General features: G+C 35.7%; 15 protein-coding genes and 1 pseudogene. 5 read left to right on the top strand and 11 right to left on the bottom strand.

Annotated features, from left to right (window positions below; translation table 11 throughout):
- Positions 1–62: 62 nt before the first annotated feature.
- From ABWU71_RS05090 to def, 10 genes and pseudogenes are all read right to left on the bottom strand, one after another.
- Positions 63–686 (bottom strand): annotated as a pseudogene (locus ABWU71_RS05090) (GIY-YIG nuclease family protein); the annotation flags it as partial.
- Positions 670–2787, bottom strand: coding sequence for a glycine--tRNA ligase subunit beta (gene glyS, locus ABWU71_RS05085; RefSeq protein ID WP_353284193.1), 2118 nt, complete (start codon positions 2785–2787; stop codon positions 670–672). The gene glyS and the pseudogene ABWU71_RS05090, both read right to left, overlap by 17 nt.
- Before the next feature lie 3 nt (positions 2788–2790).
- A complete protein-coding gene (locus ABWU71_RS05080; protein ID WP_353284192.1) occupies positions 2791–3630 on the bottom strand; it encodes a glycine--tRNA ligase subunit alpha in 840 nt (279 codons plus the stop codon).
- Between the two features lie 44 nt (positions 3631–3674).
- Positions 3675–4433 carry a phosphatidylglycerophosphatase gene (locus tag ABWU71_RS05075; protein WP_353284191.1) on the bottom strand — a complete coding sequence of 253 codons (759 nt, stop codon included), beginning with the start codon at positions 4431–4433 and terminating at the stop codon, positions 3675–3677.
- 146 nt (positions 4434–4579) lie between these two features.
- Entirely contained in the window at positions 4580–5575 is a 996-nt protein-coding gene (gene hemB / locus ABWU71_RS05070; protein WP_353284190.1) for a porphobilinogen synthase, read from the bottom strand.
- The gene (gene nuoH / locus ABWU71_RS05065; protein WP_353284189.1) at positions 5568–6593 is read right to left on the bottom strand and encodes an NADH-quinone oxidoreductase subunit NuoH; all 1026 of its coding nucleotides are present in this window, start codon (positions 6591–6593) and stop codon (positions 5568–5570) included. The genes hemB and nuoH overlap by 8 nt, the downstream gene beginning before the upstream one ends.
- Positions 6577–8646, bottom strand: coding sequence for an NADH-quinone oxidoreductase subunit NuoG (nuoG, locus tag ABWU71_RS05060; RefSeq protein ID WP_353284188.1), 2070 nt, complete (start codon positions 8644–8646; stop codon positions 6577–6579). Before nuoG ends, nuoH begins: the two co-directional genes overlap by 17 nt.
- A complete protein-coding gene (locus ABWU71_RS05055; protein ID WP_006279675.1) occupies positions 8631–8843 on the bottom strand; it encodes a hypothetical protein in 213 nt (70 codons plus the stop codon). The genes nuoG and ABWU71_RS05055 overlap by 16 nt, the downstream gene beginning before the upstream one ends.
- Positions 8844–9771: 928 nt before the next feature.
- Positions 9772–10602, bottom strand: coding sequence for a uracil-DNA glycosylase family protein (locus tag ABWU71_RS05050; RefSeq protein ID WP_353284187.1), 831 nt, complete (start codon positions 10600–10602; stop codon positions 9772–9774).
- Positions 10595–11131 carry a peptide deformylase gene (def, locus tag ABWU71_RS05045; protein ID WP_353284186.1) on the bottom strand — a complete coding sequence of 179 codons (537 nt, stop codon included), beginning with the start codon at positions 11129–11131 and terminating at the stop codon, positions 10595–10597. Before def ends, ABWU71_RS05050 begins: the two co-directional genes overlap by 8 nt.
- Positions 11132–11280: 149 nt before the next feature.
- Between def and ftsA the strand changes: the two genes are divergently transcribed.
- Both ftsA and map read left to right on the top strand, forming a co-directional pair.
- Complete coding sequence (gene ftsA / locus ABWU71_RS05040) at positions 11281–12519, top strand: cell division protein FtsA (RefSeq protein ID WP_353284185.1); 1239 nt, start codon at positions 11281–11283, stop codon at positions 12517–12519.
- A gap of 132 nt (positions 12520–12651) precedes the next feature.
- Positions 12652–13434, top strand: a complete 783-nt coding sequence (gene map, locus ABWU71_RS05035; protein WP_353284906.1) for a type I methionyl aminopeptidase — start codon at positions 12652–12654, stop codon at positions 13432–13434.
- Between the two features lie 18 nt (positions 13435–13452).
- Here the strand turns inward: map and ABWU71_RS05030 are convergent, their stop codons facing one another.
- Positions 13453–14694: an MFS transporter gene (locus ABWU71_RS05030; protein ID WP_353284184.1), complete on the bottom strand. Its 1242-nt coding sequence runs from the start codon at positions 14692–14694 to the stop codon at positions 13453–13455.
- Between the two features lie 220 nt (positions 14695–14914).
- Here ABWU71_RS05030 and rsmH point away from each other — a divergent pair, with 220 nt between their 5' ends.
- The 3 genes from rsmH (at position 14915) to ABWU71_RS05015 (ending at position 17565) form a co-directional block, all read left to right on the top strand.
- Complete coding sequence (gene rsmH, locus ABWU71_RS05025; RefSeq protein ID WP_353284183.1) at positions 14915–15859, top strand: 16S rRNA (cytosine(1402)-N(4))-methyltransferase RsmH; 945 nt, start codon at positions 14915–14917, stop codon at positions 15857–15859.
- A gap of 208 nt (positions 15860–16067) precedes the next feature.
- A protein-coding gene (locus ABWU71_RS05020) for an IS630 family transposase (RefSeq protein ID WP_353284182.1) occupies positions 16068–16927 on the top strand; the annotation gives its coding sequence in 2 pieces (ribosomal slippage) (positions 16068–16389 and positions 16389–16927; 861 coding nt in all).
- A gap of 116 nt (positions 16928–17043) precedes the next feature.
- A complete protein-coding gene (locus ABWU71_RS05015) occupies positions 17044–17565 on the top strand; it encodes a cytochrome b (RefSeq protein WP_353284181.1) in 522 nt (173 codons plus the stop codon).
- Positions 17566–17567: the final 2 nt, after the last annotated feature.

Raw genomic sequence — 17567 nt, 5'->3', positions numbered from 1 at the left:
TCAACCTCCTTATCATCGTCTATCCTTATCTTATCACATCCGGACTTCTATGAAAAGAGCTATAACTGTTCTTTCACTTCCTTATTTCTTCCAAGCAATGTATTTCGTGCCTGTTTTACTGATTGGCAGTAATCATCTCTTGTAATTTTATCTACGCATGGTGCTGAACAGCGCTTAATTTGATACTCAATACATGGTCTTTTTGTTGAGGAAAAGTATTGATCTGAACATACTCTCAAGAGAAAAGCTCTTTGCAATGATAATATAGTTTGCTTAACAGCAGCGGCAGATGTAAAGGGACCATAATAATGAAACTCATTCTTCTTAAATTTGCCTCTATATTTCGCTATTCTTGGATAATCGTGCTTAGAAATTGTTATATAAGGATAAAATTTTCCATCCTTGAGCACAATATTATAAAGTGGTTTCAATGATTTTATTAACTGTGCTTCAAGAAGCAGTGCTTCGATTTCATTCTCAGTGATGAATATTTCAACCTTAATAACCTGTAAGAGCATAACTCTAATTCGTTCAGAAAGGTTTTCAAATTGAAGGTAGTCGGATAACCTCGACTTCAAGTTTTTTGCTTTTCCAACATATAAAACTTTATTCTTATCTCCAACCATCTTATACACGCCACAGGACTGTGGAGATGATTTGATTTGTTCTTTATATTGCCTGAGCATTTATCCATTGCTTAACCTGTATGAGGTTAAAATCTGCTACTAAATGAAAAATGGAAACTACATTTTCAAGCAAAGATAATCTGTTTCTTCTCAGCTTATCAGAATCACAGTTAATCTTTACACTGTCCATAAACTGATTGATAAACGGAGCAAAACCAACAAGTTCATCAAGCGCTGCATTAAAGTGGTTATTTTTCATTGCTTGTTTTATGTTTTTACAAGCAGTTATAGCACAATTTGATAGCGCAATTTCTTCACTTTCAATCAAAAACCTCTTACCGTAAGATGCACTATAAGTAGTGCCATCACTTTTCTTTACTTTGCTCATCATGTTACTGACTCTTTTGTAAGTGCTTAGAATCTGTTCACCTTCTGGCGTACTAAGATAACGATCCAATATAACAGTTTGCTTTTCTGCTGTCAGCAGATCATTAATATCGATTTTATATAGTATTGAATCTACAACATCTTGCCTTATATCTCTATTTTTTAAAATAACCTTGAATCTTTCTAAGCAGAATCTAAATACTAGTTCTGAAATTTGTTTTCTATTTGGCTTATCGACTGACGCTGTATTTTTATTAAATAGAAGCCTTGAATATAAAGATACTGACTTGTCTATCATTAGCCTAATTGGAATATACAAATTATTTTCAAGTATTGTCCTAATTATACCAATTGTCATTCTCCGCAAACCAAACTGATCATACGAACCAGAGATTTTCTCACCTGCTGCAATTAAACCAACTAAGCTATCCACTTTGTCTGCAATTGACACAGCAATTGCTGAAGGGGATTTAGGACACTCCTGCTCTGGCCCGATTGGCTTATAGTGTTCAGTTATAGCTTCCACTATTTCTCTATCTTCTTGAAAATAAGAAGCATAATATCCACCCATTACTCCTTGTAATTCTGGAAACTCTCTTATTATCGATGTTGCCAAATCAGCTTTCGCCAAATATGCAGCACGTTCAACTTTTATCAGCGAAGCATGTGGAATAAATATAGCTATATACTTTGACAGAGCCGTAATACGCTTCACCTTTTCCCCCACGCTGCCAAGAGAAGCATGAAATAATATCGAACCTAATTTTTTGACATAATGATCCAGACCTTCCTTTTTATCTTGAGATATTAAAAATTGGGCATCAGCAAGACGTGCTTCTAATATTCTTTCGTGCCCTTTAACAACTTCACCATTGTTGACGTTGACAACAGTGACAAAGTGTGAAATTCTCTTTCCATTACTTAAAGCAAGGTATTTTTGTTGTGTATTAACTATACTAAGAATTACTTCCTTCGGTAATCCAAATGACTTTTCTTGATTTACTTCACCAAACAGTACGATTGGCCACTCTATAAGCCCCGTTAGTTCATTCAGTAGATAATCATTTTTCTCAAGTTGTAAATTCTGCTCTTTTGTGAATTTATTAATCTGATCTAGTATAAATTGCTTTCTTTTGTCCATTTGGAGAATTACACTGTTTTTTTCTAGCAATTCAAAATAGTCTTTAGGTGTTTTAACAGTAAGCGCCGTACCACTTGAGAGAAATCGATGGCCATATGTTGTGTTAGATGCTGTGATCCATGCAAAAGACACAGGTATTATTTCATCATTTAAAATGCATAAAATGTTTTTGATTGGCCTAACCCACCTTTCTTTTCCTTCGCTCCATCTCATACTTTTTGGCCAAGAGAATTTTTTTAATATTTCTCCTAGTTGATTTTTAAGAAACTCTTGAATGTTAAATGAGCAGCTTTCTCTTTTAATGAAGTAAAAATCCTCATTATTTACTTTTCGAACGAGCAAATCTTCTTCATTTTTCTGATATTTTCTTAAAAAACCTTCGATAGCACTTTTTGGTGCGTTAATGTTTGGTCCCTTAACTTCGTTATTGGAATCCTTTAGCTCCAAAGCATTTATGTTGTCAACAAATAGGGTAATGCGACGTGCCGTTACAAAAACCCCCATTGATGTAAATTTTACATTATTTTTGTTAAAAACATTGGCAATACAGCTCTTAACTTGAGTTGCAGCTACATTCTGCATTCTCGGTGGTATTTCTTCTGAAAGGCACTCAAATAACAACTGCAACGACATACGCTATTTACTCATGTACAATTCACAACATTTTTTTGTTAGCTCCCTAACTTTACCAATATAAGCTGTACGTTCATTTACACCAAGCACACCTCTTGCATCAAGCAGATTAAGTAGGTGGCTAGTTTTAATACATTGGTCATAAGCCGCCATTGGTAGCTCCTTTTCAATAAGGAACTTACACAATTTTTCCGTATCTTCGAATTGCTGCTGTACCACTTTAGTATCATAATAATCTAACGCTAGATAAGAAAATTCATATTCTCTTTGTTTAAAAATATCTCCGTAAGTTACACCGTTATCGTTCCAAATTATATCATAAACATTATCTACACCTTGTATGCACATTGCTAAACGTTCCAACCCATATGCCACCTCACCAGGAATCATCTTGCAGTCAATCCCTCCAACTTGCTGTATATAAGTAAGCTGTGTTACTTCCATTCCATTGCATGTAACTTCCCATCCAAGTCCTGATGCACCAACACTTGGATTTTCCCAATCATCTTCAACAAACTTAATATCATATTTTTCTGTAGATATGCCAAGAACTTTTAAGCTATCTAAATAGACGTCTTGTAAATTATTACCAGATGGCTTTATTATAACTTGATATTGGTGATGTTGATACAAACGATTAGGATTATCACTATAGCGCCCATCTGCTGGCCTAATTACTGGTTGTAGATATGCAATTTTTGTCGGTTTTGTATCAATTGCAGACATAATTGTTGCAGGGTGTAATGTGCCAGCACCAACTTCAGATGTGTATGGGTGAAGTATAACGCACCCTTCACCAGCCCAAAAATCTTGCAACTCTTTTATTATACTTTGTAAGTTCACACAAATTGTACACTTTTTATACTAAATATATAAATAAATAAGTACTATTCAATACCTATTTTTTTAACAGTATCATGTAAATAATCACCTAAAACTGCTGAACTTTCCCTCACATACTGAATTATGCTTTTATTTAGGACAATTGCATCATGCATAGTTAAATCGCAGAATATAAATGCTGTTAAATACAGTAAAATAACCGCATAAAATGTGTGAAAAATCCCCTCAAATGTAATTGACATTGCATTATTATAGCTGAGCTGTATTGAACTTATTGGCCATGGTTTTATCACTTCTACGACATTAAAAAATACGTAAGGTATCATAAGAAAAAAGAAAAAGTGCATAAAATCATTAAACCAAAATGGGCATTGAAACATCTGCTTACATATACTCCCATAGAGTTTACTTACAGCATAATAAATTGACATTATTGCTGGCATTGAAAGTGCTACAGTCAGTACTTGCCCTGACGCTATTTGTATTACTATGTCTTCACCACTGTTTGCTGAAGGGTCCTGAGCATGAAAAATAAATATTCCAATTAATTGCATTACTAACATAACTATTGCCAATTTTGTAAAAATAGCAGCTACAACTATTCCTGAATTTGGCATTTTATATAGTAAATATTCGCCTCCATATGTAAGAGTTAATATAACATCGACAATAAATAATATTAAAAAAGAAGACCAATAGTTCTGCCAACCTGGTAAATATCCTATTCCCAAAAAAGAGCTTACTGTTTTGGCAGGAAAAACCTTGCCTAGCATCTTTCCCAAAAATTCAAAAAAAATCCCCATGTTCTGAGTAACACTTGGTTTATATTATTTATAATACTGTATTGTAACGGACTTATCAACAACTTAAAACATGTATTGGAAAACTTTAAGTAATATGCAGCAACAGTAGAAGAACATGCGCCAAAAATTTAATAATTTTATAGGGCTTATGCACTTAAATTTTTTGCAATATCAAGTGCAGCGTAAGTGAATATTGCACTTGCACCCGCACGTTTGAAACCAATCAAAGACTCATAAATCACCTTGTCATAATCTAGCCAGCCATTATTTGCAGCAGCTTTTATCATTGCGTACTCACCGCTTACTTGGTAAGCAAAAATCGGAAAATTAAACTTATCACTTGCTGTTTTGATAATATCCAAATATGGCATACCCGGTTTAACCATAATAAAATCTGCACCTTCATTTATATCCATTTCAATTTCGCACATTGCTTCACACGCATTTTTATAATCCATTTGATAACCACTTTTGTCTATAGAATGTGATAGCCCACATGAACCAACGACTTGCCTGAATGGAGCATAGAAGCTAGAGCAGTATTTTACTGCATAAGATAATATTAATACGTCTTGAAAGTTGTTATCATCTAATGATTTTCTGATTCTTCCTATTCTACCATCCATCATATCAGAAGGAGCAACTATATCACATCCTGCTTTCGCTAAAGCAAACGCTTGCTTACACAGCACTGATATAGTTTTATCGTTTTCTACATCCATCTGATTGGCTTTTAAAATGCCGTCATGGCCGTGAATAGTGTATGGATCCAATGCAACGTCTGCAATAATACCAATTTCAGGTACCTTTAATTTTACAGCACAAATTGCTCTGCAGATTAAGTTGTCAGAATTATATGCTTCCTCAGCGTTTTCAGATTTTAATTTACTATCAACTACAGGAAAAATTGCAACAGCATTAATTCCTAAATCTTTAGCTTCCTTAACTATAGACACTAATCCATCTATTGAATAACACTTTACACCTGGTAAGCAAGAAATTGGTTCAGTTGTTTCTTCTCTGTCATGAACAAACAGAGGAAGAACCAGATCATTTACTGATAAACTATTTTCACTTGTTAAATTGCGAACCCATTTGCTCGAGCGCCTGCGTCCTAATCTTGTATTTGGAAAATTAAACATTGGATCCAGGCAAGTTCCCAGTAAAGAGCAACACCCCTGAAATGAGTATTACCCAAAGCACCGATATTGGTAAAAACACTTTCCAACCAAGGCGCATTAGCTGATCATATCGATAACGAGGTATTGTTGCTCTAATCCAAATAAATACGAATAAAAGTATAATTATCTTCAAAACGAACCAAATTAAACCTGGAATTTTATAAAGCAAACCAAGTTCTAATGGAGGATACCATCCTCCTAGAAAGAATATCGTCATCATAGCACTTGCTAAAATCATATTTGCATATTCTCCAAGAAAAAAGAGGGCAAAAGGCATGGATGAATATTCAACGTTATATCCAGAGACAAGCTCTGCTTCAGCTTCTGGTAAATCAAATGGGTGACGATTAGTTTCTGCAAGCAAAGAAATAAAAAATATTATTCCTATAGGCATTAGTAGTAAATCAACCCAAAATGGCATATTGTGTTTCGCTACCACCATCTCTCCAAGGTTCAACGTGCCAGTCGTGACAACAACTGCAGCAACTATCAAGCCTATTGAAACTTCATATGAAATCATCTGAGCAGCCGACCGTATAGCGCCAAGAAATGCATAATTAGAATTGCTTGACCAGCCTGCAATAATTACGCCGTATACTCCCAGCGACGATATAGCTAGCACATAAAGCACTCCAACATTAATATTTGCTATAACCTTAGGAATCACTACTTGCTGGCCATTTTCTACAATTACTTCAGCACCAAACGGTATAACTGCCCAGGCAATTAATGCCAAGATAAAGGTAAGCATTGGAGCCATAATAAATAGTATGGTGCTCGCTCTAAATGGTATTATCGGCTCTTTAATCAGTAGCTTAATAGCATCTGCAAATGGCTGCAATAGTCCAAAAGGGCCAACTACACTTGGGCCGTGCCTCAGTTGAATTGCGCCAATAACCTTACGCTCAAAGTATACCAAGTACGCAACTGAAAGTAGTAGCGGTACTAAAATAAATAAAATATTAACTAGCGTGTTCATAAAAAGCTTTAGTACAATCTGCCATTATTTTTGAAGCGCGACTTATTGAATCCGTCATATAAAAATTACACTCCTTTAAAGTAAAAGGTGTATTACTTAAATTTATTTTACCATTGCTAATTGGTACCCATGTGTTTTTTACCACTTGATCAGCATTTCTAAACTGTGGACCGATAGTATCTAATTTTTTTCTCACGTCAAATAAACTATCATATGGTAAGGAGAGATCCAAATATTGCGAGAGATTTTTAATAATTAACCAATCCTCCTTTGCTTCACCTGGAGGAAATACAGCTAAATTTGTTCTTTGCACTCGACCTTCAGTGTTTACATAAGTTGCATATTTTTCTGTATATGCAGCACCAGGCAAGATAACATCTGCCACATGTGCACCCTTATCACCGTGATGACCTTGATAAATTACAAATGTATTTTCTAATTTTGATGTATCAATTTCATCTGCACCAAGAAGATAAACCACTTCTATTTCACCACTTTCTGCATGTTCCAATATTTGATTAATATCCCTTTCGCCTTTTTTAGGAACAAACCCAGTATCTAGCCCACCAACTCTTGCTGCAGCTTTATGCAGCATATTAAAGCCATTCCAGTCATCTCTGACCATGTTAAATTTTTCTGCAATTTTGCCAGCTAGAACTAGAACTGATTCAGAATCGTCTCTTACTAATGCATCTTGACCGATAATCAGCATAGGGCTCTGAGCAGCACTCAGCAGCTCACAGAACTTATGATTTCCATTTGCTATTTCACTCAAAATATCAGGATTATCGCCCAATTTCTCAACATGATACAAATATTGAATGTTAGGACCAACACTTGCAACAGGAAAGTTGCCCTGTAAATATCTCTTTCTCAATCTTACGTTAATGATCGGTGCTTCTATCCTTGGATTTGTATTTATAAGCAGACATAAATCTGCATTTTCTATACCTTCAATAGTGGTATTGAACACATACGATCCACGATTACTTGGTACAAGCTTTGCACCATCTTGCCTACAGTCTATATTCCCCGAGCCGAGCTTCTGCATCACTTCTTTGAGTAGAAGCATAGACTCACAATCTGCTAAATCACCTGCAATTGCAGCTATTTTATTTGATTTTGTATTCTTTAATTTCTTTGCAGCAACAGTTAATGCTTCATTCCAATCAACTGGAGCTAATTTACCATCTTTTTTTACATAAGGTCGATCAAGACGCTGAACTTTTAGTCCATCATAGGCAAAGCGGGTTTTATCTGATATCCATTCTTCATTTACCTCTTCGCTCAGCCTTGGTAATATTCGCATAACTTCCAGGCCACGATAATCAACTCTAATGCTACTTCCCACAGCATCTAGCACATCTATAGTCTCACAATGTGATAGCTCCCATGGACGCGCTGTAAAGGAGTAAGGCTTTGAAGTTAAAGCCCCTACCGGGCAGAGATCTATGATATTTCCAGATAATTCAGAACTAATATGCCTTTTTATGTAAGTGCTAATCTCTATATTTTCTCCCCTTCCGATTCCTCCAAGTTCATTTGTACCTGCAACATCAGACAAAAATCTAACACACCGAGTGCAATGAATGCATCGATTCATCGCAGTCTCAATCAGTGGTCCGAAGTGTTTTTTTGGCACAGCCCTCTTATGCTCATCAAGTCTGCTGGTTCCTTTCCCATAAGCCATCGTGATATCTTGCAAATCGCATTCACCACCCTGATCGCAAATTGGGCAATCAAGCGGGTGGTTAATTAGCAAAAACTCAAGCACACCTTCACGTGCTTTTTTAACCTTAGGGGTATCAGTGTGAATAACCATCCCTTCTGCAACTGGCATTGCACAAGAGGCTACTGGTTTTGGAGGTCCACCCTCCACTTCAACCAAACACATTCTGCAGTTACCAGCAATTGCTAAACGCTCATGATAACAAAAACGTGGAATTTCAACGCCCACGACTTCACAAGCTTGAATTATAGTGAGCCCATGCTCTACTTCACATTCCTTAGAATTAATAGTAACTTTAACCACAACTATTATACAGCTTCCCACTTTATAGGATTGCCACTCACCTCATCTTCAACCAGATTGCCGTTGTCATATTGAGCAGACATATAATTCATGCGCGAATCACGATCTATATATCTAACAGGTTTTACCGGTTTATCTTTATACATTTTTTGCTCGGCTTTCTTACGCTGAGTAGGGTTATTTTTACTAGCTGTCTTTGCTTTCCCACCTGCTGCCATATAAACTCCTAAAAACTTTTCATTCTATTTTAACACTTAAGTATATAGCGTCAATATTTAATAACTTTAAAATTTCAATAGATCTCTTATTGTAATCATTGTTTAAATAAAAAGTTACCCCTTGATATCATTCCAGCGCATGACGCACAGCTGTACGAACATTGCAATTTGCAGGCAATTTGCGTGGCAGATTCAAGTAGCTGACACTGGTTTCCATCCAAAACAGCAGTAGCCCTTTCGGTGTCATTTCAGTGCTTGACACTGAAATCCAGGAATTTTATTAAGTTGGTAAGCATAAAAGTAGCCGTTTTATGTTAAAATACAACGTTTTGATGATTATGAAAAGGCTGGATCCAAGTAGTCAGGGCACTGGGATGACATTACAGGGGCACTGAAATGACACCATTTTCGGTCTCTTAAATTGCTTTAGCCATAAATATTTAAGAAATTTACTAAATAAAAAAAAGGCAAAAGAAGCCCCGTGGTGGTTGGCTATTTACTATGTACTAAAATATCGGCGTTTTTTTATTCTAAAACGCTTGATTAAGAGCGATTTAGCTGCTTTTAACTTGCAACTAACCTACACCGCAAGTGTTTAAGAAATTTACTAAGCAGGAAAAAAGGTAAAGAAACCCCGTAGTAGCTAGCATTCAAATTCTCCCTTGTCAATTTGACGTTTTTTGCTGTCTTAAACGCTTTGTAAGCGCGTTTCGGCTTACATAGATAAAAACCTAAAAATTTTTAAAGACATGCGATGCACGTAGTGCGAAAAATTAAACACGAGACGCCAAATACCCTGAGTTTTTTGTCATTAACCTGCACAGATTGCGAAGATAAATAAATAGCTTCAGTTTCATGATAAGGGGGCTGGCGAAGGGTGTCAAGTAAGTTTTTCGCTTCTGCGGGCTACTTCTCGACACCAGTGGTGTTAAGTATTCGTACAGTTATTGGTGTTATCAAGATACTCCCTAATCTTCTTTAAATCCTCCCAGGCTAAACGTTTTTGCATTGGCTGACGCAGTAGGTAAGCTGGGTGAAATATAGCGGCTGTGGTGATTGAATTGGACAAATATTGGTTAGTATATGTATGAAACCTGCCACGCAAAATTGATATAGTTTTTGTGTTATCAAGAAGGCTATAACACGCAATTCCACCAACTAAAACCAAAATCTGTGGTGAAACTAGTGCAATATGCTTCTCAACAAATGGTCTGCACATATCAAGCTCTAGGTCGGTTGGCTTTCTATTGCCAGGTGGGCGCCAAAATACGGTATTGCTTATGTATACTTTAGTGCGATCAAGATTGATTGCATTTAACATTTTATCAAGCAACATTCCACTTGCACCACAAAATGGTATGCCTTGAAGGTCTTCATTTGCTCCTGGAGCTTCACCAACGAGCATAATTTTTGCATTTGGATTACCATCGGAAAAGACAGTATTAGTTGCAGTTTTTTTTATCTCACAACCTTCAAATGATTCAACTGCACTTCTTAATTCATCCACACTACCACATTTACCTGCAAGTTTCCTTGCTTCAATTATCCAATCACTTGGAAACATGGATTGCTGCTCTTTCCCATCTTTAGTGTCATTCCAGCGCGTATCTGCATCTTTCTTCTTGGTCCCAGTTTGGATAACAGAGGGTTGTACACTCTCTTTGCTCTCCAACTTTTTTTCCTCTTCACCCTCCATTAGTGTGCAATCAACGCCCACTTCATGGTAAAATTTTAGTAATTCTAGATCTTCCTTACTCATATTGCTTTTTAATCTTTTGTGCTTTTGTCATCGCCATATCATACTTCAACTTAGATAAATGTCTAATATATAATATGCCGTTTAAGTGATCCAGTTCATGCTGAATACACCTTGCAAGCCAACCACTAGCTTTTAGCGTCTGTTCTTCGTTATTTAAGTCTCTGTATTTCACAGTTAAATACTTTGGACGCTTAATTTCATAGCTTTGCTCTGGAATTGAAAGGCACCCTTCCTTGAGAGTCACTTGTTCATCAGATAATTCCGTAATTTCAGGGTTAATCATGTAAAATTTGCCAGTCGATTCATACCCTACTGGCTCGTCTTCAGCTCGAGAGAGCTGAATGTCCATAACAAAAACTCTCTTCAGCACCCCCACTTGCACTGCAGCAAGGCCAAGACCTTCTGCATCGTACACAGTTTCGAACATGTCGTTTACTAATTCTTTAATTTTATCGTTTATATCTGTTACTTCACTGGCACGTGTGATTAGTCTTTCATCAGGAGCAATTACAATTGGTAATATGGGCACAAAATGGACATAAAAATTATAATTCTATGTTTTGCTTTTCCTTTTGTCCAGAATTTAGTGTATATTAAAATGTTGCTATATCTATAATAGAAATATAGATTATTAAAGGAAGCTACAATTTAAATGAAATTGCGTAATAAGGTTAACTAATGTACTCTGCAGTAATAGCAAAGCCAAAGAGAAACGTTTTTGCTGTTTTAGACATAGGTACAACAAAGATTATTTGTCTAATTGTTAAGATAAATGGCAACTTCAGCTATAAAGTAACAGGAACGGGCTATAAGATTGCAGAAGGTGTAAACGGTGGGTCGATAACTAATGTAAAACACGCAAATTACTCCATCTCATCAACTATAGGTTTAGCTGAGCAAGTATCAGAAGAAACTATAGATCAGATATATATTAATATTGCTGGATGTGGCATCTCATCTTTCAATGTACATAATGAAATTATTGCAGCTAATCATGAGATTTCTGAGCGTGATATAAGACGTGTAGTTTTTCAAACATTTGAGAAATATATTGAAGACAATGTTATCATTCACAATATACCACTGAAATATCACTTAGATGACATGACTGACATAAAAGAAGTTGGTGGATTGTACGGAAAAAGACTATCTGCTGATGTTAATGTTGTCACTGCTTCGCGTCCAGCGCTTACCAATATTGAAAACTGTATTACCAATAATGGTGGATTAAATATGGCAGGTTGTATTGCTTCTGCATATTCTGCAGGTTTTGCCTGTTTAAGTGAAGATGAAAAAGAGCTCGGGACTGCTATTGTTGATATAGGCGGTGGGTGCACTGCAATTGGAATTTTCAAAAGAGGGAAACTTGTGTATGCAAGCAGCGTTCCAATTGGTGGCGTTTATATCACTCGAGATATTGCTTACGGGCTATGCACAAGCATAGAACGTGCAGAGTATATAAAAATACTGTATGGTAGCACTATCGTAACTTCAATAGATGAGAACGAATATATTACAGTGCAAAATAGTGAAAATGATGAACCTACTCAAGTATTCAAATCTGAGCTTATTAACATCATAAGACCAAGAGTTGAAGAAATACTTGAAATGGTAAGAGAGCAATTTCAAGAGCAGAAAGATCCAATTAATAAAGTAGTGATCACAGGTGGAACTAGTCAACTCACAAGCATGAAGGAAATTGCAGGCTATATATTCAATAAACAAGTTCGAATTGGGTGCCCTGAGTCTTGTAGCGGTCTTGATGGCGAATATGATAAAAATCCTGTATTTTCTGCTGCTATAGGTTCTATAAAGCTAATAGTTGACACTTTTTATAAAAATAATTCTGGTATTTTAGGTCAGGATGGTAAAATGAGTAAATTGTATAATTGGGTTAAATCAAAAGTTACAGTCTAGATTTCTGTTTTACCACTTGTCATACAAATGACTTGACACTAGGATCCATAGGGCTTATTTTCACAATACGCAAAGTTATTGCATTTATGTACTTGCAAGTAAGCGTACCAATTACAATAAGACATGGAAAATATAAACATAACTATACACTCACAAGAAGATTTTGAATTTATGCGCAAGGCTGGCAGGCTTGCTGCTGAAACTCTTGATTTCATTGCACCATACGTAAAGATAGGAGTGACAACTAATGAGTTAAATGATCTATGTCATGACTTTATAATTAATGCAGGTGCAATTCCAGCACCACTAAATTATAGGGGGTATCCAAAATCGATTTGCACTTCAAAAAATGCAGTTGTGTGCCATGGTGTTCCCGATGATAAACCGCTTAAAGATGGAGATATTTTAAATATTGATGTCACGGTGATTTTAAATGGTTGGCATGGTGATACAAGTCGCATGTTTTGGGTTGGCAAGCCATCAATAAAAGCAAAACGTTTGTGTGACGCTACTTATCATGCATTGATGGAAGCAATTAAACAAGTTAAACCCGGCAATAAGTTAAATGAAATAGGGCTTGCTATAGAGAAATATATTAGAGATTTTGGATATTCTATCGTACGCAGCTACTGCGGACATGGTATAGGAGAAGTCTTTCATGCTCCACCAAATGTATTACATTTTTATGATCAAGATGAAAATCTCATCTTGAAGGAAGGTATGTTCTTTACAATAGAGCCAATGATTAATGCTGGAAAACATGAGACTCTGCTCAGTAAACTCGATGACTGGACAGTGACAACACGCGATCTTTCACTTTCTGCTCAATTTGAACATACACTCGGAGTAACAAAAGATGGTGCTGAAATATTCACATTATCACCTAAAAATTGGCACTTACCACCATATAATTAGATTTTTTTGAATCTGCAACTATTTGGATCTTGAGGAAAGCTCACCCTTAATTTGCGATATAGCAACTAGCCCAATTAATGCACAGAAAATCATGTAAAAACTAGCTGAAGTCTCTTGTCCTGTAACTTTGATAATTGTTGTGCATATAAATGGTGCAAGACCACCAAAAAATCCAGCAGCTATATTTCTTGACAAACCAAATCCGCTGTACCGAACCTTTGTTGGAAATAATTCACACATAAATGCACTGACAGGACCAAGCGATGCAGCTATTGGAATTATAAAAAGAATGTGTGCCATAAAAGTGAGCAAGTAATCGCCAGTACATAACGTTGAAAAAACTGGATAACTTACTATTACAAAAGTTATAAATGCAAACTTCATAACTTTTTCTCTTCCTATCTTATCAGAAAGTATAGCAAATAATATTGTCAACCCTCCGAGCGCAATTTGACTCAGTATTTCCACTATGTGATTAAAATGAGTATTTACTGTTAATATTTTATTCGTAAGCACATTGAAAAATACCAGATATATGTAAAGAGATGAGTTTTCAACTATATCAACCCCAACTGATATCAGAAAAGGTTTTTTATAGCTATTTAATAACTCTTTTAATGGCAATTTAGATGGATTTTTCTGTCTTTTATACTCTGGGCTTTCATCAAGTATATATCTCATATATATGCTGATTAATCCCATTGCTAAACTGAAAATGAAAGGTAATCTCCACCCCCAAGATTCAAAATCAGATACTTTTTTGCATATGAGTACCGCTATCAGGCTTAATACTGAACCAAAAATTGCGCTTAATACTTCAATGCTGCCAAAAAATCCTTTCTTGTTTTTAGGAGCATGTTCTATTAAAAATGGTGCATTTCCTGCTTCTCCTCCAAGGGATATACCCTGCAATAATCTTAAACACACTACCAGCATTGACGCTAGTATTCCAATGCTTTGATAACCTGGAACAAAAGCAATTAATACGGTTGATAAAGTCATTAATATAATCGAGAGCAATAAGGCAACTCTTCTGCCATGCTTATCACCAATGTGACCAAATATAGCAGCACCGACTGGTCTCATTAAGAAACCCACTGCAAACACTCCAAAAGCCTTCAATACGCTGGTTAGTTGATCATCCGATGGAAAAAACACACCACCTATTATGTTTATTAAGTGGCCAAAAAGCATGTGGTCATACCACAATAAAGTGTTACAAATTAAACTTGAAAATATTACTTTTGTTATTTGCTGCATAATTTTCTATAGTCTGTTTAGTATTTAGTAATATACATTACTTTTTTTTATATAATAGAAAAATTTGAACATCATATTAATAATAGCATCTTATTAAATCTTAATATTTTTATATCATTGACTATATTCAAGTGTTTTTATATTATTGCCTATATACTTCCATATATTTTAGTGGGAAGTTATTTTTGTTTGTATGCACAGAGTCTCTTGATGGAGCACTATGACACACACTCCAGTTTTGTTAAAAGAGATGCTATCACTACTATCACCGCAGGATGGTGGCATATACGTGGACGCCACATTTGGAGCTGGAGGGTATAGCAAAGCAATATTGGAGTCAGCTGATTGCAAAGTATATGCAATTGATAGAGATGAAACGGTAACTAAATTTTATGATGATTTAAGCGTTAGATATCCAGATAGAATAAAACTATTCATTGAGAAGTTTAGTAATATTAAAAGTATACTAAGCAGCGTTGAGCCATCTCCTGTCATCCCAGTACTTGATACTGGAAAAAATAACTGGTCACGTGCTGGAATGACATCAAACGGAGTGGATGGAGTGATTTTTGACATCGGAGTTTCATCTATGCAGCTTGATAACGGAGATAGAGGGTTCTCATTTTTACATGATGGTCCACTCGATATGAGCATGGATAACTCTTCTTATATAAATGCTTCAACGTTTGTTAACGCTTTACGCGAAGAAGAAATCGCAAATACTATATATAACTACGGAGGCGAACGTCATTCTCGCAAAATCGCAAGAGCAATAATAAATGCACGGAAGAAAAAAACTATCAAAACTACATTTGAGCTTGCGGATATTGTACGTTCCGTGGTATTTCGTGGAAAAAGCAAAATTGATCCTGCAACCAGAACATTTCAGGCAATCAGAATATGGGTAAACGATGAGCTGGGAGAACTTGAAAAGGGCATTAAAGCTGCATCTGAGATTTTAAGTGAGAATGGCAAATTAATTGTCGTCACCTTTCATTCCTTAGAAGATCGTATAGTCAAAACTTTTTTTAAAGATTTATGTGCTACTGATTGCAAGACATTCTCTCTTCTAAATAAAAAAGTGATCGAAGCAAGTATAGAAGAAGTAAGTGCAAATCCACGTTCACGCTCAGCAAAACTAAGAGCTATACAGAGGTTGTCGTGAGAACTTTCTGCATCATCTCAATAGTTATGTTTTTTCTTAGTATTGTAGGAGTATTTAAGGCAAAATTACATGTTCAGTCGTTAAATAGAGAGCTAATAAAAATAAAAAGTGAAATTAATTTAGTACAAAGTGATATAAAAGTTTTATAGCTCTTTTCATAGAAGTCCGGATGTGACAAGATAAGGATAGACGATGATAAGGAGGTTGAGTGCCAGCAGCATATAGTTATGACTTAAGGAAAAAAGCAATGGAAGCGCTAGAGGAGGGAGGAAGCAGAGAAACAGTGGCAGCAAGATTTAAAATTGGACGAACTACTTTATGGGAGTGGCAGCAAAGAAGAAAAGAAACAGGGGACTTTCAATCAAAAAAACTTGGAAATGGAGGTTACAATCACAAAATCACCGACTGGGATGCCTTTGCTAAATTTGCCAGAGAAAACGGAGGAAAGACTCTGTCGGAAATGGCTAAACTTTGGGGCAACGTTATTATCCAAACGATCCACCGAGCTCTCAGAAAAATTGGATTTACGTGCAAAAAAAGACATATGGATACAAGGAAAGAAACGAAGAAAAACGTGCTGAATTCTTAAAAATTATAGCAACAAAAGAACCAGAAAACTTAGTTTATATAGATGAGTCTGGCATTGATAACACAGAGGACTATCCATATGGGTATTGCCAGAAAGGACAGCGGTTTTATGGCCTAAAATCTGGAAAGAAAACTCAACGAATCAGTATGGTTGCAGCCTTAAGTAGAAGAAAGATAGTTGCTCCATTAACCTTTGAAGGCCACTGTAATATGGATGTTTTTAATGGATGGTTTGAGCAATTTTTGACACCGATCTTGGAACCTGGACAGACTGTCATTCTTGACAATGCTACTTTTCATAAGTCTGGTAAGATTATCGAGCTTGCTAGAGGAGTTGGTGCAGAAATTTTGTATCTGCCGCCGTATTCTCCAGATTTCAACAAAATTGAGCATCATTGGTTTGCTATAAAAAACAGAGCTAGGAAAAACATTCCTCTATTCGAATCCTTTCGTCGTGCTGTTGATTCTGCCTTCCTATGACCTGTTCGGACTATTATGAGAAATGCTATACATTGTCGGTAAATCTAAATTGCTTTAATAATTTTGATTGAAAAATAGTTTTTCTATTATATAAATGCTACTTTAGGGTAATCAAAATGGAAGACGACAAATATAGCCTAGGTTTAAGAGTTATCCATTGGTTGATGGCTGTTTTTATTATCGGTATGCTTTGCTCTGGACTTTATATGAAAAGCTTACCACTTAGCAATGAAATTAAGTTCAACATATACGCTATTCATAAGGCTTGCGGTATCACTATTCTTGGATTAATCATAGTACGCATATTTTTTCGCGTCTTTACTTATGTTCCTCCACTTCCAGCAAATTTTTCTCGATTTGTAATCAATGTAAGCAAAACAGTACACTTTGGTTTATATTCTTTAATGGTGCTAATGCCACTATCTGGCTATGTTATGTTTTCTGCTTCTGGCAAAAAGATCAAATATTTTTTTCATATCCCTTTGTTGATTAATCAAAACAAAGACCTAGCTAACACGGCTAATCAGCTACATTCGATGCTTGCATGTTTTATGGTACTCTTTATAATCTTACATATACTTGGCGCTTTGAAACACACATTTATAGATAAACAAAACATTTTTAAACGTATGATATAGGT

It is taken from the genome of Wolbachia endosymbiont (group A) of Lasioglossum fulvicorne (genome assembly GCF_964028605.1).
In the GTDB taxonomy this organism is placed as follows: Bacteria; Pseudomonadota; Alphaproteobacteria; order Rickettsiales; family Anaplasmataceae; genus Wolbachia.
This window is presented reverse-complemented; position numbering and strand designations above follow the sequence as displayed.